Annotated in this window: 16 protein-coding genes; 6 read left to right on the top strand and 10 right to left on the bottom strand. The window is 73.6% G+C overall.

Going from position 1 to position 19,191, the window contains the following annotated elements; translation table 11 throughout:
• Positions 1 to 3: 3 nt before the first annotated feature.
• Positions 4 to 1,131 carry a ferrochelatase gene (locus FHX39_RS08060; protein WP_183337580.1) on the bottom strand — a complete coding sequence of 376 codons (1,128 nt, stop codon included), beginning with the start codon at positions 1,129 to 1,131 and terminating at the stop codon, positions 4 to 6.
• 80 nt (positions 1,132 to 1,211) lie between these two features.
• Between FHX39_RS08060 and FHX39_RS08055 the strand changes: the two genes are divergently transcribed.
• A complete protein-coding gene (locus FHX39_RS08055; RefSeq protein WP_183337579.1) occupies positions 1,212 to 2,447 on the top strand; it encodes an MFS transporter in 1,236 nt (411 codons plus the stop codon).
• On the opposite strand, the gene FHX39_RS08050 is transcribed toward FHX39_RS08055, so the two are convergent.
• Together FHX39_RS08050 and rfbB are read right to left on the bottom strand one after the other, a co-directional pair.
• Complete coding sequence (locus FHX39_RS08050) at positions 2,432 to 3,841, bottom strand: sugar nucleotide-binding protein (protein ID WP_408631484.1); 1,410 nt, start codon at positions 3,839 to 3,841, stop codon at positions 2,432 to 2,434. The two genes, FHX39_RS08055 and FHX39_RS08050, sit on opposite strands and share 16 nt — an antisense overlap.
• Positions 3,838 to 4,836 (bottom strand): dTDP-glucose 4,6-dehydratase, encoded by a 999-nt coding sequence (gene rfbB / locus FHX39_RS08045; protein ID WP_183337578.1) that lies wholly within the window; start codon positions 4,834 to 4,836, stop codon positions 3,838 to 3,840. The genes FHX39_RS08050 and rfbB overlap by 4 nt, the downstream gene beginning before the upstream one ends.
• 94 nt (positions 4,837 to 4,930) lie before the next feature.
• Between rfbB and rfbA the strand changes: the two genes are divergently transcribed.
• Together rfbA and FHX39_RS08035 are read left to right on the top strand one after the other, a co-directional pair.
• The gene (gene rfbA, locus FHX39_RS08040; protein ID WP_183337577.1) at positions 4,931 to 5,821 is read left to right on the top strand and encodes a glucose-1-phosphate thymidylyltransferase RfbA; all 891 of its coding nucleotides are present in this window, start codon (positions 4,931 to 4,933) and stop codon (positions 5,819 to 5,821) included.
• A gap of 74 nt (positions 5,822 to 5,895) precedes the next feature.
• A complete protein-coding gene (locus FHX39_RS08035; protein ID WP_183337576.1) occupies positions 5,896 to 6,510 on the top strand; it encodes a DUF3558 family protein in 615 nt (204 codons plus the stop codon).
• Between the two features lie 7 nt (positions 6,511 to 6,517).
• Here FHX39_RS08035 and FHX39_RS08030 read toward each other — a convergent pair whose 3' ends face one another.
• A complete protein-coding gene (locus FHX39_RS08030) occupies positions 6,518 to 8,533 on the bottom strand; it encodes a vWA domain-containing protein (RefSeq protein ID WP_183337575.1) in 2,016 nt (671 codons plus the stop codon).
• Positions 8,534 to 8,691: 158 nt separating this feature from the next.
• On the opposite strand from FHX39_RS08030, the gene FHX39_RS08025 reads away from it, so the two are divergent.
• On the top strand, positions 8,692 to 9,657 hold the full coding sequence (locus FHX39_RS08025; RefSeq protein ID WP_183337574.1) for a hypothetical protein: 966 nt from the start codon (positions 8,692 to 8,694) through the stop codon (positions 9,655 to 9,657).
• 63 nt (positions 9,658 to 9,720) lie between these two features.
• Here FHX39_RS08025 and recQ read toward each other — a convergent pair whose 3' ends face one another.
• Positions 9,721 to 11,508 (bottom strand): DNA helicase RecQ, encoded by a 1,788-nt coding sequence (gene recQ, locus FHX39_RS08020; protein WP_332836728.1) that lies wholly within the window; start codon positions 11,506 to 11,508, stop codon positions 9,721 to 9,723.
• Positions 11,509 to 11,591: 83 nt separating this feature from the next.
• Positions 11,592 to 13,010, bottom strand: a complete 1,419-nt coding sequence (locus tag FHX39_RS08015) for a sigma 54-interacting transcriptional regulator (protein WP_183337573.1) — start codon at positions 13,008 to 13,010, stop codon at positions 11,592 to 11,594.
• Between the two features lie 147 nt (positions 13,011 to 13,157).
• Here FHX39_RS08015 and sepH point away from each other — a divergent pair, with 147 nt between their 5' ends.
• Both sepH and FHX39_RS08005 read left to right on the top strand, forming a co-directional pair.
• Entirely contained in the window at positions 13,158 to 14,687 is a 1,530-nt protein-coding gene (gene sepH / locus FHX39_RS08010) for a septation protein SepH (RefSeq protein ID WP_232530598.1), read from the top strand.
• Between the two features lie 68 nt (positions 14,688 to 14,755).
• Positions 14,756 to 15,526: a hypothetical protein gene (locus FHX39_RS08005; protein ID WP_183337571.1), complete on the top strand. Its 771-nt coding sequence runs from the start codon at positions 14,756 to 14,758 to the stop codon at positions 15,524 to 15,526.
• Between the two features lie 161 nt (positions 15,527 to 15,687).
• Here the strand turns inward: FHX39_RS08005 and FHX39_RS08000 are convergent, their stop codons facing one another.
• Genes FHX39_RS08000 through FHX39_RS07985 form a run of 4 tightly spaced genes read right to left on the bottom strand, consistent with a single transcriptional unit; the run spans position 15,688 to position 19,146 of the window.
• Positions 15,688 to 16,350: a thymidine kinase gene (locus tag FHX39_RS08000; protein ID WP_183337570.1), complete on the bottom strand. Its 663-nt coding sequence runs from the start codon at positions 16,348 to 16,350 to the stop codon at positions 15,688 to 15,690.
• A 14-nt stretch (positions 16,351 to 16,364) separates the two neighbouring features.
• A complete protein-coding gene (locus tag FHX39_RS22065; RefSeq protein WP_183337569.1) occupies positions 16,365 to 17,438 on the bottom strand; it encodes an isopenicillin N synthase family dioxygenase in 1,074 nt (357 codons plus the stop codon).
• A complete protein-coding gene (locus FHX39_RS07990; protein ID WP_183337568.1) occupies positions 17,435 to 18,592 on the bottom strand; it encodes an alkaline phosphatase family protein in 1,158 nt (385 codons plus the stop codon). The genes FHX39_RS22065 and FHX39_RS07990 overlap by 4 nt, the downstream gene beginning before the upstream one ends.
• Positions 18,593 to 18,594: 2 nt before the next feature.
• Positions 18,595 to 19,146 (bottom strand): DUF5998 family protein, encoded by a 552-nt coding sequence (locus tag FHX39_RS07985; protein ID WP_232530597.1) that lies wholly within the window; start codon positions 19,144 to 19,146, stop codon positions 18,595 to 18,597.
• Between the last annotated feature and the right edge of the window lie 45 nt (positions 19,147 to 19,191).

Raw genomic sequence — 19,191 nt, 5'->3', positions numbered from 1 at the left:
CGCTCAGGCGGGCTGCGGAACCTGCTGGCAGAGCGCCCTGCGCGTGGGGTCGCGCAGGTTGGTGCAGCAGTCCGGCTGGCAGTCGTACCAGCCCACCGCCCCGCCCTCGACGACCGGCCGCTCCGGCTCCTCGCCGCGGGCCGCGGCCGCGCGCTCGAGCACCAGGTCGACCAGCGCGCCCACGAAGGCGGGGTGCGTGCCGGCCGTCGCGGCCCGGGCGAGCGGCAGCCCGAGCTCGCGCGCGGTCTCCACCGCCTCGGTGTCGAGGTCGTAGATGACCTCCATGTGGTCGGACACGAAGCCGATGGGGACGAGCACGACCGCGCCGACGCCGGCCTGCTTCAGCTCGGCCAGGTGGTCGTTGACGTCGGGCTCCAGCCACGGCTGGCTGGGCGGGCCGGAGCGGGAGCAGAAGGCGAGGTCGAAGGCGTACGAGCGGCCCCGTCGCTGCTCGACGCCGCGGGTGACCGCCGCCGCCACGGCGAGGTGCCAGTCGACGTAGCCGCCGTCGGCGCTGCGCGGGGTTGGCCCGGAGGTGGTCGCCATCGCGGTCGGGATGGAGTGGGTCATGAAGACGAGGCGGGCGTCGTCGGCCAGGTCGCCGAGCTCGTTGAGCGCGGCGTCGGTCGCGTCGACCGAGGCGGCGACGAAGCCCGGGTGGTCGGAGTAGTGCCGGATCTTGTCGACCGTGACGCCGGCGGCGGCGTGCGGGTCGAACGCGTCGAAGAGGTTCTCCCGGTACTGCCGGCACGACGAGTACGACGGGTACGCGCTGGTCAGCACGGCGACCACGCGGCGGTGCCCGCCGGCGGCCAGGCGCTCGACCTCGGGACCCAGGAACGGGTCCCAGTTGCGGTTGCCCCAGTAGAGCGGCAGGTCGATCTCGCGGGCGTCGAGCTCGGCCCGCAGCGCGGCGAGCAGCTCGCGGCACTGGTCGTTGATCGGGCTGCGGCCGCCGAAGTCGTCGTAGTGGTGGGCCACGTCGGCGAGGCGCTCGCGCGGGATCCCGCGGCCGCGGGTCACGTTCTCGAGGAAGGGCATGACGTCGGCGGGCTGCTCGGGACCACCGAACGAGACCAGCAGCAGCGCGTCGTACGGGGCGGTGGCCGGGGATGCGGCAGGGTCGGGCACGCGCCGATCCTGCCACGCGGCTGGTTGTCGGGACGGCGTCCTATCGTGGCGGGCCGGACGAGGTGGAAGGGGGTCGGCGGGTGCATCGGGAGTCACGGTTCGCGGCGTACGCGACGGTCCTCGGCGACCCCGCGGCGCGGGCGTTCAGCCTCACCGGGTTCGTGGCCCGCCTGCCCCAGTCGATGACGGGCATCGGCATCGTGCTGCTCGTCTCGCTGACCAGCGGCTCGTTCGGCCGGGCCGGCATCGTGGCCGCCGCCGTCACGGTCGCCGGCGCCGTCGCCGCACCCCTGTGGGGGCGCGTCATGGACCGCGCCGGTCAGGCGCGGGTCCTCGTGGGGACCGCGCTGGGCTACGCCGCCGGCGTCTCGCTGGTGGTGGTCTCGGTGGACCGTCGCTGGCCGCTGGCCCTGACGCTCGCCGGCGCACTGGTCGCCGGGTTGTGCTTCACCCCGACCGGGAGCTCGGTGCGGGCCCGCTGGACCCACCGGCTGCGCGACTCGCCGCTGCTCGACACCGCCTTCGCCATCGAGGCCGTCATCGACGAGCTCACCTTCGTCGTGGGGCCCGTGCTGGTGACGTTCCTGGCGACCACGGTCGACCCCGCTGCCGGCCTCGTGGTCTGCGCGGTCGTCGGGGTGCTGGGGTCGCTCCTCCTGGCCGTCCAGCGGTCGACGGAGCCGCCGCGGCGGCCCCGGCTGCACGCGGCCGACCACACGACCCGGCTGCCGGTCCGCCTGCTCGTCATGGTGGTGCTCGCGTCCTGGGCCTGCGGCGGCGTCTTCGGCAGCATGGAGGTCGTCGTGGTCGCGTTCGCCCGCGAGCGCGACGTCCTCGGCGCCTCCGGCCTGCTCCTCATGTGCTGGGCCGCCGGCTCCCTCGTGGCCGGCTTCCTCGCCGGCCTGGTCGCCTGGCGTCGCGCTCCGCTCGTCCGCTACCGGATCGGCGCCGCCGTGCTGGCCGTCACGCTGCTCCCGATGCCCTTCGTCGGCCCGGCCTGGCTGCTCGCCGTGCTGCTGACGGTCAGCGGCTTCGCCATCGCCCCCACCCTGATCGCCTCGGTCAGTGTCGTCCAGACGTCCGTGCCGCCCGTACGGCTCACCGAGGCCCTGGGATGGACCGGCACCGGCATGTCGGCCGGCGTCGCCACCGGGGCCGCGCTGGGCGGCATGTCGGTCGACAACATGGCCTCGATGGGCGGCTTCTTCCTGGTCGCGACCTTCGGCGTCCTGCTGGTCGTCGGCGCCCTGCTCATCCGGACGCGGGCACCGGTCGCCCCGGAGCTGCTGGAGAGCGCGTCCTACCCGGCGACGTAGCGGCGCAGGGCGGCCGAGGCGTCCTCCGGCACGAAGCCCGTGGCCTCCAGCCGTGCGAGGTCGAGGGCGCTGTGGCGGGGCCGGGGCGCGAGCTGCTTCCCCGCCCCGTAGGCCTCGGTCGACACCGGCGTCACGTCCTCGGGGTCCCGCCCGCGGAGCACGAACACGGCGCGGGCGATGTCGGCCCACGTCTGCACGGGCCCGGCGTTCGTGACGTTGTACGTCCCCGAGGGGGCGTTCGTGTCCAGCAGGTGCCGGACCGCCCGGACCAGCTCGGAGGTGAAGGTCAGGCGCCCGTGCTGGTCGTCGACGACCGACGGCGAGACGCCGCGGTCGGCGAGGCCGGCCATCGTGGTGACGAAGTTGCGCCCCTCGCCCACCACCCAGCTCGTCCGCAGCAGCAGGTGACGCGGCAGCGTCGCCACGAGCCCGTCGCCCGCGGCCTTGGTCTGGCCGTAGACGCCGAGCGGCGACAGCGGCTCGTCCTCGGGGTGGAGCTCCCGGGTGCCGTCGAAGACGTAGTCGGAGCTGACGTGCACGAGCGTCGCGCGGCTCCGGCGGACCTTCTCGACGAGCGCGGCGAGACCGGTCACGTTCGTCGCCCACGCCGAGGTCCGGCCGTCGGGCGTCTCGGCCGCGTCGACGGCGGTGTACGCCGCCGCGTTGACGACGACCCCGTACGGCGCGAGGTCGAAGGCGGCCACCGAGGCCGGGTCCGCGAGGTCGAGGACGTCGCGGCCCACGGCCACGGCCCCCGGGAACGCGGCCGTCAGCGCCCGGCCGAGCTGGCCGTGGGCGCCGACGACCAGCATCGGCCGCGGCGGCATGGGCGTCACCTGGGCCAGGCGCGGGTGGTGCCGGTCGGCGTCGGACAGCTCGGCGTCGGCCAGCGGGATCGGCCACGCGATGTCGACCGTCTCGTCGGCCAGGTTGAGGAACGTGTACGAGTCCTTCGCCGCCGCGCTCCAGTGGTCGTTCACCAGGTACGAGTACGCCGTCGCGTCCTCCAGCGTCTGGAACGCGTTGCCCACGCCGCGCGGCACGAAGACGGCCCGGTCGGGACCGACCTCGAGGGTCACGGCGACGCCGAAGGTCGGGCCGGGACGCAGGTCGACCCAGGCCCCGAAGACCCGCCCGCTGGCCACGGTGACGTACTTGTCCCAGGGCTCGGCGTGGATGCCACGGGTGACGCCGGTGGCCGTGTTGAACGAGACGTTGTTCTGCACCGGACCGAAGTCGGGCAGGCCGTCGGCCACCATCTTCGTCCGCTGCCAGCTCTCCTTGAACCACCCGCGGTTGTCGCCGCGCACGGCGAGCTCGACCACGAGCAGCCCGGGGATCTCCGTCGCCGAGACGGTGCCCGTGGGCAGCCCCGGCGCGTCGGCCGGGCTCACTGGCCCTGCGCCGCGTACTGCGCCTCCGTGCGGGCCTTCTGCGGCCGCCACCAGGCCTCGTTCTCCCGGTACCAGCCGACGGTGGCCTCCAGGCCGGCGGTGAAGTCGCCGTACGTCGGCGACCAGCCCAGCTCGGTCCGCAGCCGGGTGGAGTCGATGGCGTAGCGCAGGTCGTGCCCGGCCCGGTCGGTGACCAGGTCGTACGCGTCCGTCGGCTGCCCCATCAGGCCGAGGATCGTCTCCACGACCTGGCGGTTGTCCCGCTCGCCGTCCGCGCCGACGAGGTAGGTCTCGCCGATCACGCCGGCGTCCAGGATGGTGAGCACCGCCGAGCTGTGGTCGTCGGCGTGGATCCAGTCGCGCACGTTCGTGCCCGCGCCGTAGAGCTTGGGGCGGGTGCCGTCGAGGACGTTCGTGATCTGGCGCGGGATGAACTTCTCCACGTGCTGGTAGGGCCCGTAGTTGTTCGAGCAGTTGCTGATCGTCGCCCGCACGCCGAACGAGCGGACCCAGGCGCGCACCAGGAGGTCGGAGCCGGCCTTGGTCGCGGAGTAGGGGCTCGACGGGTTGTACGGCGTGCGCTCGGTGAAGCGCTCCGGGTCGTCGAGCTCGAGGTCGCCGTACACCTCGTCGGTCGAGATGTGGTGGTAGCGCGTGCCGTGCTTCCGGACCGCCTCGAGCAGCGTGTAGGTGCCCATGATGTTGGTCGTCAGGAACGGCGAGGGGTCGCGGAGCGAGTTGTCGTTGTGCGACTCGGCCGCGAAGTGCACCACCGCGTCGGCCCCGGCCACCAGCGGGTCGACGGTCGCGGCGTCACGGATGTCCCCCACCACCAGCGAGAACCGCTCGGGCGGGAGCCCGTCGAGGGACGCCCGGTTCCCGGCGTAGGTGAGGAGGTCGAGGACGGTCACCGAGTGATCGGTGCGGTCGAGGACGTGGCGGACGAAGTTCGAGCCGATGAACCCCGCCCCGCCGGTGACGAGCAGTGCAGACACGGACGCATCTTAGGGAGACCGGGTGACACGGGCGTGACGCGTCAGAAGTTTGCTCCTGGCGCGGAGACCGTGGAGGCGTGCCACCATGCTCGGCATGCGCGGCATCATCCTGGCCGGGGGGTCGGGCACCCGGCTGCACCCCGTGACCCTGGGCATCAGCAAGCAGCTCGTCCCCGTCTACGACAAGCCGATGATCTACTACCCGCTCTCGACGTTGATCTTCGCCGGGATCCGCGACGTGCTGGTCATCACGACGCCGCACGACCGGCCGGGCTTCGAGCGACTCCTGGGTGACGGCTCGCTCTTCGGGATCTCGATCTCGTACGCCACCCAGGTCACGCCCGACGGGCTGGCGCAGGCCTTCGTGATCGGCGCCGACTTCATCGGCGAGGAGAAGGTCGCGCTCGTGCTCGGCGACAACATCTTCTACGGCGCCGGGCTGGGCACCCAGCTGCAGCGGTTCGTCGACGTCGACGGCGGCGCGGTGTTCGCCTACTGGGTGGCCGAGCCGTCGGCGTACGGGGTGGTCGAGTTCGACGCGGACGGGCGCGCGGTCTCGCTGGAGGAGAAGCCGGTCAAGCCGCGGTCGCACTACGCGGTCCCCGGGCTCTACTTCTACGACAACGACGTGGTCGAGATCGCCCGCGGGCTGAAGCCGTCGCCGCGCGGCGAGTACGAGATCACCGACGTCAACCGCACCTACCTCGACGCGGGCCGGCTGAGCGTGGGGATCCTGCCCCGCGGCACCGCGTGGCTCGACACCGGCACGTTCGACTCGCTGAACGACGCCGGCAACTTCGTGCGCACCCTGGAGTCGCGGCAGGGCCTCAAGGTCGGCTCGCCCGAGGAGGCGGCCTGGCGGCAGGGGTTCCTGAGCGACGCCGAGCTCGCCGACCGCGCGAACGCCCTGGCCAAGTCCGGCTACGGGATGTACCTGCTCGACCTGCTCGAGCGCACCCAGGAACCGCTCGGCGCGCACGGCTGAGCGGAACGTCTGACGCTGGACCGCCGCGCGGCTAACGTTCTCCGCGTCCCCTCCCCAGACAGGTTGGTTGTCCCATGCTGCGCAGGACCCTGCTTCCCGCCCTCGCCCTCGCCGCCCTGGCCCTGAGCGGCTGCGGCGCCTCCGGCGACTCCTCCGCCGCGCCCGCCTCCTCGGCCCCCGCGGCCAGTGCGCCGGCGAGCAGCGCCGCGGCCCCGTCGTCGGCCGCGAGCACGCCGGAGGCCTTCCCCAGCGCGACCTCGGCCGCGGCCGAGGTCAAGGACCCCTGCAAGGTGCTGAGCGCCAGCGACGTCTCGAAGACGACCGGGGTGAAGGTGAAGAAGGGCACGACGTCGACCGTCGCGACGTCCAAGCTCTGCTCCTGGCTGCCCGAGGACGGCACCACCAGCGACGCGGCCGTCTTCACCGCCCAGGAGGGGCCGCTGCCCGGTCCGCTGAGCCAGGTCGAGGGCCAGCTGAAGACGCAGTTCAACGGCAAGGTCACCACCATCAAGGTGGCGGGCGCCGACGACGCGCGCTACGTCACGGGCAAGAAGGACAAGCTCAACGTGATCGACGTCCTGGCCAAGAAGGACGACGTGTTCTTCCAGGTCCTGGTGGCGTCGCCGCGCGACGCCGACCAGCACAAGGACGCCACCATCGAGCTCGCCGAGGCGCTGCTGAAGGGCTGAGCCCCGCTCAGCGGCGGCCGCGCCGGGCCTGGAGGTAGTCGCTCACCACGTACTCCCCCAGCCGACCGATGTCGGGGGTGAACACCCGCCCGCCGGCCCGCCGCGCGATCGCGTCGACGAACCGGGCCAGGCCGGGGTCGTCGCCGAGCATGAAGGTGTTGAGCGTCGCGCCGTAGCGGGCGAGCTCGTCGACCTGCGCGACGGTGGCCCGGATCGTCTCGGGCGTGCTCGGCCACTGGAACCGCGCCCCGCCGTCGCCGGTGAGGTGCGCGGTCGGCTCGCCGTCGGTCACGATCAGCACGACCGGCTCCGCGTCGGGGTGGCGGCGCAGGTGGCGGGTGGCCAGCAGCAGCGCGTGCTGCAGGTTGGTGCCCTGGACGTAGTCCGGCTCCGCCTCGGCGAGCTGGACGGCCGACAGCGTGCGCGCGTAGCGGTTGAAGCCGATGACCTGCAGCGCGTCCTGGCGGAACTTGGTCTCGATCAGGTGGCTGAGCGCGAGGGCCGTCTGCTTCATCGGCCCCCAGCGCCCGTCCTGGACCATCGAGTACGAGAGGTCGACGCAGAGCGCCACCGCGGCGGTCGTCCGCCGCTCGGTCTCGGTGACCTCGAAGTCCTCGACGTCGAGCAGCATCCCGCCGCCCGAGCCGCGTCCGTTTCCTGAGCCTGTCGAAGGGTTGAGCGCCCGTCGGCGCAGCGCGTTCGACACCGTACGGCTGGCGTCGATGGGCAGCTCGTCGCCGAACACCCAGGGCCGGGTCAGCCCGGTCGGCTCGTCCGCGGCGCCGGTGCGGTGGTCGGCGTGGTCGCCGTTCCCGCTCGCGGCGAGCTGGTCGAACACCCGCTTGAGCGCGGTCTGGCCGAGCCGGCGGACGGCGCGCGGCGTCAGGCGCATCCCGTCGTCGCCGCGGCTCAGGTAGCCCTGCTCCTCGAGCTCGCGCTCCAGGTCGCGCAGGGCCTGGAAGTCGCGCACCGCCTCGTGGCCGAGCCGCTGCTCCAGCAGGTCGACGTCCACGTCGTCCAGCGTCGAGCCGTAGCCGGACTGCGACAGCTGCGCCTCGAGCGCCTCGAGGTCGGCGATCTCGGCGACCGCCTCGACGGCGTCGGAGTAGCCGAGGCTCTCCCCGCCCGGGCGCATCCCGGCGTCCGAGCCGCGGTCGAGACCGGGGCGCAGCGAGCGCAGGTTGTCGCCGAGCTGCGCCATCTCCGACGCGAGGTCGGCGTCGGCCAGGGCGTCGGACATCAGCTGGCCGAGCTGCTCGCGCTGCTCGGGGCTGAGCGAGTTCATCATCCGCTGGGCGGCGGCCTGGCGCCGGGCGAGCGCGTCGATGAGCTCCTCGACGTTCTCGGGCTCCTCGGGGAAGAACTCGCCGTGCTTGTCCATGAAGTCACGGAACGCGTCGGTCGTGTCCTCGCTGCGGGCGTGCTGGGCCAGCAGCTGGTTGAGGTCGGCCAGCATGTCCTTGACCCGGGCCATGGCCTCCGGGTCCGGGCTCTCGAGGGCCTGCTTCATCCCTGCGAACTGGGCGTCCAGCACCTCGCGCTGGAGCATCTGCTTGATCTGCTCGTACGTCTGCTTCGCCTCGGGCGACTGCCAGTCGTAGCTGTCGAGGCCGCGGACAGCGCCGGCCACGTCGTCGGGCAGGGTGTCGAGCTCCATCTCGGCGAAGCGGGCGTCGTCGCCCTCGTCCTCGGCCAGCGCCTCCCGCTCGGCCGCGAGCGCCTGGTCGAGCGCCGCGCGGACCTGGTCCAGCGTCCCGCCCAGGTCGCCACGCTTGCGGGCCGCGTTCCGGAGGCGGCGGATCTTGTCCGCCAGCCGGTCCAGGCCGCCCCGCCCGTCGAGGCCCTCGCGCAGCAGCTCGCGCAGCGAGTCGCGCACGTTCCCGGCCGAGAGGACGTCCGCCCCGATCTTGTCGATCGCCGCGCGGACGTCGTACGGCGCCGCCAGCGGGTCGGGCCCACCCCGCCACGGCCCGTACCGGAACCGCCCGTGCGGGTCGCGCGGCTCGTACCGCTCAGCGCTCATGGCCCGAACCTAGTCCGCCGTTCCAGGGGCCTCGGTTCCTCCAACGAGAGGTAGGTCGCACCGCTGGAAAGCGACCAGATCGCAGCGCGACCTACCCCTCGTCGGACTGGGCTGTGGATGACCGGCTCCGACGGCTCCAAGCGGGGTCAGGATCGCGTGTGGGCAGGTTCTTCGACGAGGTGGGCTCGACGGTGCGGCCGCTCGAGACGGTGGTGCTCGACGGGTACGGCGTCGCCAAGCACGAGCTGGCGACGCCCCGGTGGCAACGGACGAGCCGCGGGCTCTACGTCCCCGGCGATGCGCCCGAGAGCGTCGCGCAGCGCATCGTCTCGGCAGCGGCCGCGATGCCCGACGACGGAGCGATCGGCGGTTGGGCGGCTGCTTACGTGGGCGGAGCCGACCTAGACGGTCGCGACCGGCGGCGGCGGGACCTCCCGGTCGACGTCCTGCTACCCCCGGGTCTGCACCGGCAGCAGGTGCCGGGGATCGCCTACCGCCGTGCAGCTCTGGCTCCCGGGGAGGTGTGGACGATCGGCGGCCTGCGGCTGACGTCGCCGCTGCGTACGGCCGTCGACCTCGCCTGCTGGGCACCCTCGCTGACCGAGGCCGTGGTGCTCCTCGACCTGATGCTGCGCGCCGGGCTCAGCCCCGAGTCGCTCGCGGCGGCATCCCCGAAGGACCGGCGCGGCGCAGTTCAAGCGCGTCGAGCCATCGCCCTCGCCCGACCGGGTTCCCTCAGCCCGGGCGAGACCCGCCTCCGGCTGCTCTACGTGCAGGACGTCGGAAGCCCAGACCCGCTGCTGAACCCGTCGCTCCTCGACCTCGACGGCCGGTTCGTGGCGATGCCCGACCTGTTCGACGAGGAGGCCGGGCTCGCTCTGGAGTACGACGGCGCGAGCTGGTCGGGCGAGCGTCCGATGGGCCACCGGGACGTCGACCAGCACCGCTCGGACAACGTCCGCGAGGAGGTCATGGAGCGGCGCAACATCATCGTCGTCCGGGCCGACGCCCAGGACCTCGGGACCTACCGGCGGCGGACGGCCGCCCGCATCCAGGCGGCCCGTCAAGACGGACTGAGCCGTGATCGACGGCGGGACCGCTGGATCGTGCGCCGCGAGAGGTAGGTCGCGCTGCCGAGAACGCCGTTTCGGACGGCGCGACCTACCTCTCGTGCAGACGTGAGGCGCTCAGCCGGCGACGACCTCGAGGATCGCCGTGCCCCACTTCTCGAGCTTGTTCGCGCCGACCCCGGAGACGGACCCGAGTGCGCCGAGCGAGGTCGGTGCGGTCGAGGCGATCTGACGCAGCGTCGCGTCGTGGAAGATCACGTACGGGGGCATGCCGGCCTCCTTGGCGGTCACGGAGCGCCAGGCGCGCAGGCGTTCGAACACCGCCTCGCCGGGGGCGTCGAGGGCGACCGTCTCCGCGGCCGACGACTTCTTCCTCGACGAGCTGCGGGCGGCCTTGGGTGCCTCCCGGCGCAGCGCGACGGTGCGCTCGCCCTTCAGCACGGCGGCCGAGGACTCGGTGAGCATCAGCGTGCCGTAGCCGTCGGCGACTGCGAGCAGCTGCTGGGCCAGCAGCTGACGCACCACCCCGCGCCACTCGTCCGCCCCCAGCTCGGTCCCGATCCCGAACACCGTCAGGTCGGTGTGCCCCAGCTGCGTGACCCGGTCGGTCGTCTGCCCGAGCAGGATGTCGATGACGTGCCCGGCGCCGTAGCGCTGCCGCCGGTCCGCGAGCCGCCACACCGCCGACAGCAGCTTCTGGGCGGGCACCGTGCCGTCCCACGTCTGCGGCGGGCTGGTGCAGGTGTCGCAGTTGCCGCACGGCTCGGCCTGCTGCCCGAAGTAGGCCAGGAGCTGGACGCGCCGGCACTCGACGGTCTCGCACAGCGCGAGCATCGCGTCGAGGTGCGCGGAGAGACGGCGGCGGTGGGCGGCGTCGCCGTCGGAGGAGTCGATGAACTTGCGCTGGGAGACGACGTCGGCGAGCCCGTACGCGAGCCACGCGGTGGCGGGGGCCCCGTCGCGCCCGGCCCGGCCGGTCTCCTGGTAGTAGCCCTCGACCGACTTAGGCAGGTCGAGGTGCGCCACGAAGCGCACGTCGGGCTTGTCGATCCCCATCCCGAAGGCGATGGTCGCGACCATCACCAGCCCCGGCTCCCGCAGGAAGCGGGCCTGGTTCGTCGCCCGCACGTCGGCGTCCAGGCCCGCGTGGTACGGCAGGGCCGGGATGCCCTCCTTCTCCAGGAACGCGGCGGTCTGCTCGACCGACTTGCGCGAGAGGCAGTAGACGATGCCGGCGTCGCCCGCGTGCTCGGCCCGCAGCAGGGTCAGCAGCTGCGCCCGCGGGGTGTCCTTCGCGACGATCCGGTACTCGATGTTGGGCCGGTCGAAGCTGGCGACGAACTGGGCCGCGTCGTCGAGGCGGAGCCGGGTGACGATCTCGGCCGCCGTGGCGGCGGTGGCCGTCGCGGTGAGCGCGATGCGGGGGACGTCGGGCCAGTGGTCGTGCAGCATGGCCAGGGCGAGGTAGTCGGGTCGGAAGTCGTGGCCCCACGAGGAGACGCAGTGCGCCTCGTCGATGGCGAAGAGGGCGATCCGACCGCGTTCGAGGAGCCGGACCGTGTCGGGGACGTTGAGCCGTTCGGGGGCCAGGTAGAGCAGGTCGAGCTCACCGGCGAGGTAGGCGGCCTCGACCTCGCGGCGCTGGTCGAGGCGCTGCGAGGAGTTCAGGAACGCGGCGCGGACCCCGAGGGCCGCGAGCGCGTCGACCTGGTCCTGCATGAGGGCGATCAGCGGCGACACGACGACGCCCGTGCCCTCGCGAACCAGGGCCGGGACCTGGTAGCAGAGCGACTTGCCCGCCCCGGTCGGCATCAGCACGAGAGCGTCCCCGCCGCCGACGACCGTCTCGATGATCTCCGCCTGCTGGCCGCGGAAGGCGTCGTAGCCGAACACGGTCTGCAGCACCTCCAGCGGGGTGCTGACCGTGCTGGTGGTGGAGGACAGGGTGACGACTCGTTCCCGGGGACGTGGTGGGCGAGCGCGGACGCTCAGGCGGCGCCGTACACCGTACGGCCGTCGACGGTCTCCTTCTCGATGCGACGCGTCAGGTGGAGTCCCTCGAGGACGAACTCGACGGCCGCGGCGACCTGGCCGCGGGAGGCGGCGTCGCCGTAGCCGAGGCGGTCGAGGACCTTCGCCAGCCCGGGAACGGTCCCGAGCTGGGACAGCACGTCGGCGGCGGGCACGAGGTCACCGGTCTCGACGACCGCGCCCTCGGCGAAGACGGACGTGAAGCCGGACAGGTCCAGCCCCGAGAGCCGCTCCCGGAACGTGGCCGCGACGGCGAGGCGGAGCAGGTGGTCTAGGACGGCGCGCTCGCGGCCCTCCTCCCCCATCTCGAACTCGATCTTGCCCAGCAGCGTCGGCAGGACCGGACCGAGGTCGCAGACCCGGGCGACCGCGCCGGCGTCGTTCGAGTCACCCGTACGGGCGGCGCGGCGCAGCGCGGAGGCGGCGACGCCCTCGGCCGCGGCGATGGCGAAGCGGGCCGACACCCCGGACCGCTGGTCGACCGAGCTGGACTCGCGCAGCAGGTGGACGAACCGGGCGAGCACCTCGAGCAGGTGGTCGCCGACCTCGGCCACGAGGCCGGCCTCCTGACGGAGCAGCGTGACCTCGTCGGAGACCTCGGAGAGGTAGTGCGTGCGGATCTCGGCGCCGAAGCGGTCCTTCAGCGGCGTGATGATCCGGCCGCGGTTGGTGTAGTCCTCGGGGTTGGCCGTCGCCACCAGGAACACGTCCAGCGGCAGCCGCAGCGAGTAGCCGCGGACCTGGATGTCGCGCTCCTCGAGCACGTTGAAGAGCGCGACCTGGATGCGTTCGGCGAGGTCGGGCAGCTCGTTCAGCCCGAACAGCCCGCGGTTGGCCCGCGGGACCAGCCCGTAGTGGACCGTCTCCGGGTCGCCGAGCGTCCGGCCCTGCGCGACCTTCACCGGGTCCACGTCGCCGATCAGGTCACCGACGGAGGTGTCCGGGGTCGCGAGCTTCTCGGTGTAGCGGTCGTCGCGGTGGCGCCAGGCGACGGCCAGGTCGTCGCCCTGCGCGGCCAGCAGCCCCTGGCAGCGGACGCAGACGGGGGCGTACGGGTCGTCGTGGATCTCGCAGCCCGCGACCTCGGGGGTCCACTCGTCGAGCAGCGTGACGAGCGTGCGCATGATGCGGGTCTTGCCCTGGCCGCGCTCGCCCAGCAGGACGATGTCGTGGCCGGCGAGCAGGGCGGACTCCAGCTCGGGCAGCACCGTGTCCTCGAAGCCGACGATGCCCGGGAACGCGTCCTCCCCCGCGCGGAGCCGGAGGAGCAGGTTCTCCCGGAGCTCGTCGGCGACGCCGCGGCTCACGTGGCCGGAGGCGCGCAGCTCGCCCAGGGTGGTCGCGGCCGGGTGCGAGGTGGGCGATGACGCAGTCATGACCAGCAACGTACGACCGGACCCAAGCCCCGTGGCGGGCGTACGGGCAGAGCCCACGGAGAGCGCGCGCCGGGTCCTGACCGCCGGACGTCCGCGCGGACGGTAGGTTGGGCGCCGAAGTCCGACTGGAGGGAACCACCGCGAGCGATGCGCACCGCGCGACTGGTGGGACCGACTGCCGACGGCACGTCGGTCGTCCTGGTGACCGAGGACGGCGAAGAGATCACCGTCGCCCTCGATCCCGCCGACCCGGACACCCCCTCCGTCCTCCGACCGGCCCAGGGCGGGGACCGACCGACCGAGGTCGACACCCCTGCTCCACCGGCCGTCGTACGACGCCCGCCCCGACGTCGGGAGACGCCCATGGACACCCCCCTCAGCCCTCGCGACATCCAGACCCGGATCCGGGCCGGTGAGTCGTTGGAGGACGTGGTCGCCGGTTCCGGGATGGACGCCGAGCGCATCGAGCGTTTCGCCGCGCCCGTGCTGGCCGAGCGCGAGCACCTGGCGCTGACCGCCCTGGGCTCGTCGGTCCGTCGCCGCGGGGAGGCCTCGGGCCACCGCCCGCTGCGCTCCGTGGTCGCCGAACGGCTGCAGGCCCAGGGGGTCGACGGCGACGACGTCAGCTGGGACGCCTGGAAGGTCGGCGACTCGCAGTGGCTGCTCAGCGCCGACTACGAGCTGCAGGGCGAGCCGCGGCGCGCCGAGTTCCGCTTCGACGCGCAGGGCCGCTTCTCCGTGGCCGAGGACGACGAGGCCCGCTGGCTCGCCGGCGAGGCTCCCTCCCCCGTGACGGCGTCGGACGACCGCGACGACGAGCTCGCCCTGGTGCGGGCGACCCGTGAGCTCTCCGGCGACGAGGACGTGGAGCGCTCGGCCGCCGGGTCCGCCGCGGACGACGACGAGGAGGGCGCGACCGCGGCCGAGACGCAGGAGATGGTCCGGGCGATCGCCGAGGAGCTGGGCGCCGTGCTGCAGGCCGCCCCGCCGGCCGAGCTCAGCGCCGAGGAGCTGGCCGAGCTCGTGGCCGACGACCCCGAGAGCGACGACCACGAGACCGACGGGTCCGAGGGCGGCGGTCCGGAGGACGGGTCGGATGACGACGCCTTCGCGGGTCGGAACGAGCCGACGCTGATCGCCCGGCGCGACGAGGCCGCGGAACCCACGATCGCGGTCGTCCGCCACCTGACCCGTCTCACGGTCGAGGTCGACGAGGTCGAGGTCGACTCGGTCCCGGGTGCGCAGGACGCGGACGGCGACGTCGACGCGGACGAGGCGCGTTCCGCGCTGGACACCCTCTACGACATGCTCGGCGGCTACGCCGAGGAGTCGCCCCGGGTCTACCCCGGGCTCTCCGACGCCACGGCGGTGCCCGTGGTCGACGAGCACGAGTTCGAGCCGGCCGCCGACGTCCTCGTCCCGGCCGAGCCCGAGCCCGGCTCGCCGGAACAAGAGGACGAGGACGCCGCCGACGAGGTCGCGCCGGGCGAGCGTCCCGAGCTCGTGGCGCCCGAGGCCGAGGCGACGACCGACCCGGAGCCGGAGGCACCCGCCGACGACGACGTCCCCGAACCGCTGATCCCGAGCCCCGGCGCCTCGCGCAAGCCGGGCCGGCGCAAGCGGGCGTCGGTACCGAGCTGGGACGAGATCATGTTCGGCGGACCGAAGCCCGGCTGACCCGCGGCCTGAGGCCGGCGGGGGCGGCGCCCACCACCCCCGCCGACCCGTCTGCCAGAGTCGTCGGCATGTCCGACGCCACGTCCGTGACAGTGCAGGGCCCACGCGTGCTCCTCATGACGGCGACCGTCGTCCCGGAGCCCAACGTCTCCAGCCGACTCGCCGTGCTGGACCCGGCGGACCGCCGCCGGCAGTACGAGGAGGCGCTCCGCTCGTACGCGGACCGTGCCGACGGCGACCTCGACGGCATCGTGCTCGCCGAGAACAGCGGCGCCGACCTGTCCGGCTTCGCAGCGGCCGTGCCGTCCTCGCTGCCGCTCGAGCTGCTGAGCATCCCGGCCGCGCCGAGCGCCCCCGGCACCCGCCGCGGCTACCTCGAGATGGCGCTGGTGGCCGACGCGTTCGCCTCGTCCTGGCTGCTCGCCGAGCCGGGCGCGGTGGGGGTCAAGGTGACCGGCCGCTACCGGGTGGAGAACCTCGGCGCCGTCGTCCGGTCCATGGACCCCGAGCAGGACCTCGGCTTCAACCTGCGCCGCTACCCCAAGCCCTGGGCGGACATGTGGGTCTTCTTCGCCAACCAGAAGGGCATCGCCGCGCTGCGGCCGCACCTGCCGGCGGTGAACGAGGTGGAGCCGGGCGGGTCGGCCGAGCTCTCCATGTTCCGGATCGTCAACGAGCTCCACGACCAGGGGGTGGCGGTGCAGCGCCGCTTCGGCGTCGAGCCGCGCCTGTCGGGGACCCGCGGGGTCGACAACGCCCGCTACGAGAGCCCGGTCCAGCGCGCCAAGTGGGCGACCCGCCACGCCGCCCGCCGCCTCGCCCCGTACCTCTGGATCTGACGCCCCACCTTCCCCGTACCCCGGTCCCACGACCACTGGTCACTTCCACCGGGTCGTCAGCTCCAGAACAGGCCGCAGGCGACCACTGGTCGCTCCCGTCTGGTCCGACCCGGGTCCGGGGTGACCAGTGGTCAGTTGACCGCTGGGTCCGGCCGGGTCGGCTAGCGGGAGGGCTCGAAGGGGAGGGTCTCGGCCAGGCCGGCCTGGGCGACCACGCGGGTGGTGCGCGCGCGGTGGTGGCGGCGGCAGAGGACCTCGTACGCCACCGCGCGGTCGTCGGCGGAGGTGCCGAGGTCGGCCGTGTCGCCGACGACGACCTGGTCGCCCTCGACGACCATCAGGCCGTCCACCGTCCGCGCGTTGTGGGTGGCGCGGCGTCCGCACCAGCAGAGGGCCTCGACCTGCAGGACCTCCATCGAGTCGCAGAGCTCGACGAGGCGGCGCGACCCCGGGAACAGGTGGGTCTGGAAGTCGGTGAGGATCCCGACGGCGAAGACGTCGATGTCGAGCTCGTCGACGAGCCGGGCGAGGTCGTCGACCTGGGCCGGGGTGTAGAACTGCGTCTCGTCGCAGATCACGTAGTCGATCCGCGCGCCCGCGCTCAGCTGCTCGACGACGTACGTCCAGAAGCCGAAGGCCGGGTGCACCTCGACGGCCGGGCGCCGCAGGCCCAGGCGCGAGGAGATGATCGCCTCCCCGGCCCGGTCCCGGCTCGTGAACAGCCGCCCGCGCCGCCCGCCGCCGGCGTGCGTGTGGTCGATCTGGAGCGCGAGGGTCGACTTGCCGCAGTCCATCGGACCGGTGAAGTAGCGGAACGACGCCATCGGAGATGGGGCGCTCAGCGGGAGGCCCGCACGCGGGCGGCCTCGCGGACGGCGGACACGTTGACCCGGCCCTGCCGCGAGCCGGCGAGCTTGGCGGCGATGTGGTCACGGACGGTGACCGGCCCGTACGCCTGGTCGGCGTCGCCGCCCCAGCCGCTGGCGTCGAGGTGGGACGGCAGCGTCGCGACGACGGCGTCGACGTTGCCGTCGTGGAAGTACGCGGCCGAGCGGCGCCGCAGGATCCGACCGTCGACCACGGGTGGCTTGACCCGGTGCAGGGTGGAGGACCACCGGTCGTTGGTCAGGCGTGCGGTCAGGTCGCCCAGGTTGACGAGCAGGGCCCCGTCGACGGGGCTGACGTCGTGCCAGCCGCCCTCGCGGTCGAGCACCTGCAGCCCGGCGACCTGGTCGGCCCAGAGGACCGTCACCAGGCCGAAGTCGGTGTGCTCGCCCATGCCCGTCAGCTCGCCGTCGAGGGTGATCTCGCCGGGCGGCAGCGCGTAGTTGTTCATCCGCAGCACGTCGATCGAGTGGTCGGTGAGCGCCTCGAAGTGGTCGGCGGGCAGGGCCAGCGCGGCGGCGAAGACCCGCAGCAGGGTCCGGGCGACCCGGCCGGCCTCGACGAAGTACGCCTCGACGCGCTCGCGGAACCCGGGGACGTCGGGCCAGACGTTCAGCCCGTAGTCGGCCTCGTCCAGCCCCAGGCCCAGGAACGAACGCGCCTCCACGCCCACGTTGAAGGCCTCGAAGAAGTCGTTCATCCGGTTGGCCGACTCGACCCCGAGGCTCAGGCTCAGCGACTCGCTCTTCGGCGCCGAGTAGCCCCGGTTGGCGGGGACCTTGAGCGCGAGCTTGTCCGCGAGCGGGAGGCCGAAGAAGTCGTCCATCGCCCCGGCCAGCCCCGCGACGGCCGCGTCGGGCACGCCGTGGCCCAGCACCTGGACGAAGCCGACCGCGCGGCAGGCGTCGTCGAGCTCGGCGGCGACCCGCGCGCGGGCCTCGTCGTCGTACGCCCCCGGGTCCACCCAGGGCGCGAGGTCGACGACCGGCACCGCGAACGACCCGGCCCCCGTAGGCGGCGCGCTCACGACCGTCCGCCCGACCCGGCGGTGGCCACGACCAGCGGCACCCGCATCTCGACGGGGGTCAGCGACGCGTGCATGCCCACCAGCTCCATCTCCTGCGGGAACGTCCGCGTCATGAAGGCCCAGTCCCCCGTCGGCGCGGCGACGACGTCGCCGTAGCGTTCGCGCACCTCGTCGCGCACGGGCCCGAACCAGCCCTCGTCGATCGCCTCGTCGCGGGTCCGCACCCAGGCTCGGCTCCCGAGGCGGTCGCGCCAGCGGCGGGCGACCGATGCCGGGGCGTCGACGTCCACGTACAGGTGCCGGAACCGGGCCTCCCCGGCGACGACGCTCACGCCCGCGGCGAGCTCGGGCTCGTCCTCGATGACCAGGCGACGGTCGGCGGGCACGTCGACCATGCCGTGGTCGCCCGTGACGACCAGCACGACGTCGCTCGGCAGCGCCTCCCGCAGCCGGGCGAGCACGTCGTCGATGCGGGCGAGCTGGTCGGCCCACGCGGCGGAGCCGCAGCCCTGGCCGTGCCCGACGTGGTCGAGCTCGCGCTCGTAGGCGTACACGAGCGTGCGCTGGCCCCGGCTGGCTGCGTCGGCCACGAGGTCGATCCGCAGCTGCGTGTCCTTCTCGCTGGGGAAGGGCACGAAGCGCGGGCCGCGCAGCGCGGCCTGGGTGAGCCCGGTCCGGGCGAACCGCTGGAGGGCGACCGAGCTGACGCCCACACCTGCGGCCGCCGCCCGCTCGAACATCGTCGGGTTCGGCTGGTAGGCCTCCGGCAGGAGGTCGGACTCCCAGCTCAGCGCGTTGAGGATCTCGCCCGTCGAGGGCACCCGGGACGTGATGCCCACGAGGCCGTGCTGGCCGGGCGGGAGGCCGGTGCCGAGGGAGGTCAGGCTCGTGACCGTCGTCGCCGGGACCCCGGACGTCAGCGGGTGGTCGCCGAGGCGGGCGGACAGCCAGGGTGCGCGGTCGGCGGCCCGGACGACCAGGTCGTGGCCGAGCCCGTCGACCAGGAGCACGACGTAGCGCTGCGCGTCGGGCAGGCCGAGCACGTCCGCGTCGCACCCCGGGACCCCGAGGTGGTGCCCCACCGAGGGCAGCAGGTCCGCGAGGGTGGAACGTCCGTACGCGGGCAGCAGCGGAGCCGGCGGCCCCGGGGCCACCCTCACACCGCCGCTGCGCGCTGCAGCGTCGTGGAGAAGCGCACCAGCCGGGCGACCCGGTCCGGCCCGTCCGCGGCGGAGCTCATGCGGACGGTGAGGTCGTCGCCGGCGAACGTGCCGGTGTAGCCGTGGTCGGCCTCGCACTGCGGGTCCTCGCAGCCGGCCGGCTCGAGGTCGACCCGCCGGACGCCGTCCCAGCCCACGGTCAGCCAGGTCTCCCCCACGTCGTCGGAGCCGGCGCGGTAGCGCTCGGGCTGCGTGACGACCCGGGTCAGCACGACCGAGTTGATCTTGGACAGCGGCACCGACTCGGTCGAGGAGGCGGCGTACGTCCCGGTCGCCGGCGCCTCGGCCGGCTGGTCGTCGGTGTGGCCGACCACCAGCCGCGTCGGCGTGAGCGCGAGCACCGTGACGTGCCGGTGGATCTCGTCGTGGTCGAAGGTCGGCTCGTGGTGCACGACGAAGTCGAGCAGGTCCTCGTCGGCGACGGCGAGGACGATGCCCTCCTCCACCAGCTCCGGGAAGTAGCCGGTCGCGTCGATGTCAGCACGCATGTCCCTGCGTGTGGAGCCCAGCCTCATGCGGCCCACCCTATTCGC

This window comes from Microlunatus antarcticus, from assembly GCF_014193425.1.
Classification (GTDB): Bacteria; Actinomycetota; Actinomycetes; order Propionibacteriales; family Propionibacteriaceae; genus Microlunatus; species Microlunatus antarcticus.
This window is presented reverse-complemented; position numbering and strand designations above follow the sequence as displayed.

Excerpts from the sequence above, each read along its gene's own strand:
- rfbA (WP_183337577.1), top strand. The coding sequence starts at position 4,931 with ATGCGCGGCATCATCCTGGCCGGGGGGTCGGGCACCCGGCTGCACCCC.
- FHX39_RS08035 (WP_183337576.1), top strand. The coding sequence starts at position 5,896 with ATGCTGCGCAGGACCCTGCTTCCCGCCCTCGCCCTCGCCGCCCTGGCC.
- FHX39_RS08030 (WP_183337575.1), bottom strand. The coding sequence starts at position 8,533 with ATGAGCGCTGAGCGGTACGAGCCGCGCGACCCGCACGGGCGGTTCCGG.
- FHX39_RS08015 (WP_183337573.1), bottom strand. The coding sequence starts at position 13,010 with ATGACTGCGTCATCGCCCACCTCGCACCCGGCCGCGACCACCCTGGGC.
- sepH (WP_232530598.1), top strand. The coding sequence starts at position 13,158 with ATGCGCACCGCGCGACTGGTGGGACCGACTGCCGACGGCACGTCGGTC.
- FHX39_RS08005 (WP_183337571.1), top strand. The coding sequence starts at position 14,756 with ATGTCCGACGCCACGTCCGTGACAGTGCAGGGCCCACGCGTGCTCCTC.
- FHX39_RS08000 (WP_183337570.1), bottom strand. The coding sequence starts at position 16,350 with ATGGCGTCGTTCCGCTACTTCACCGGTCCGATGGACTGCGGCAAGTCG.
- FHX39_RS07985 (WP_232530597.1), bottom strand. The coding sequence starts at position 19,146 with ATGCGTGCTGACATCGACGCGACCGGCTACTTCCCGGAGCTGGTGGAG.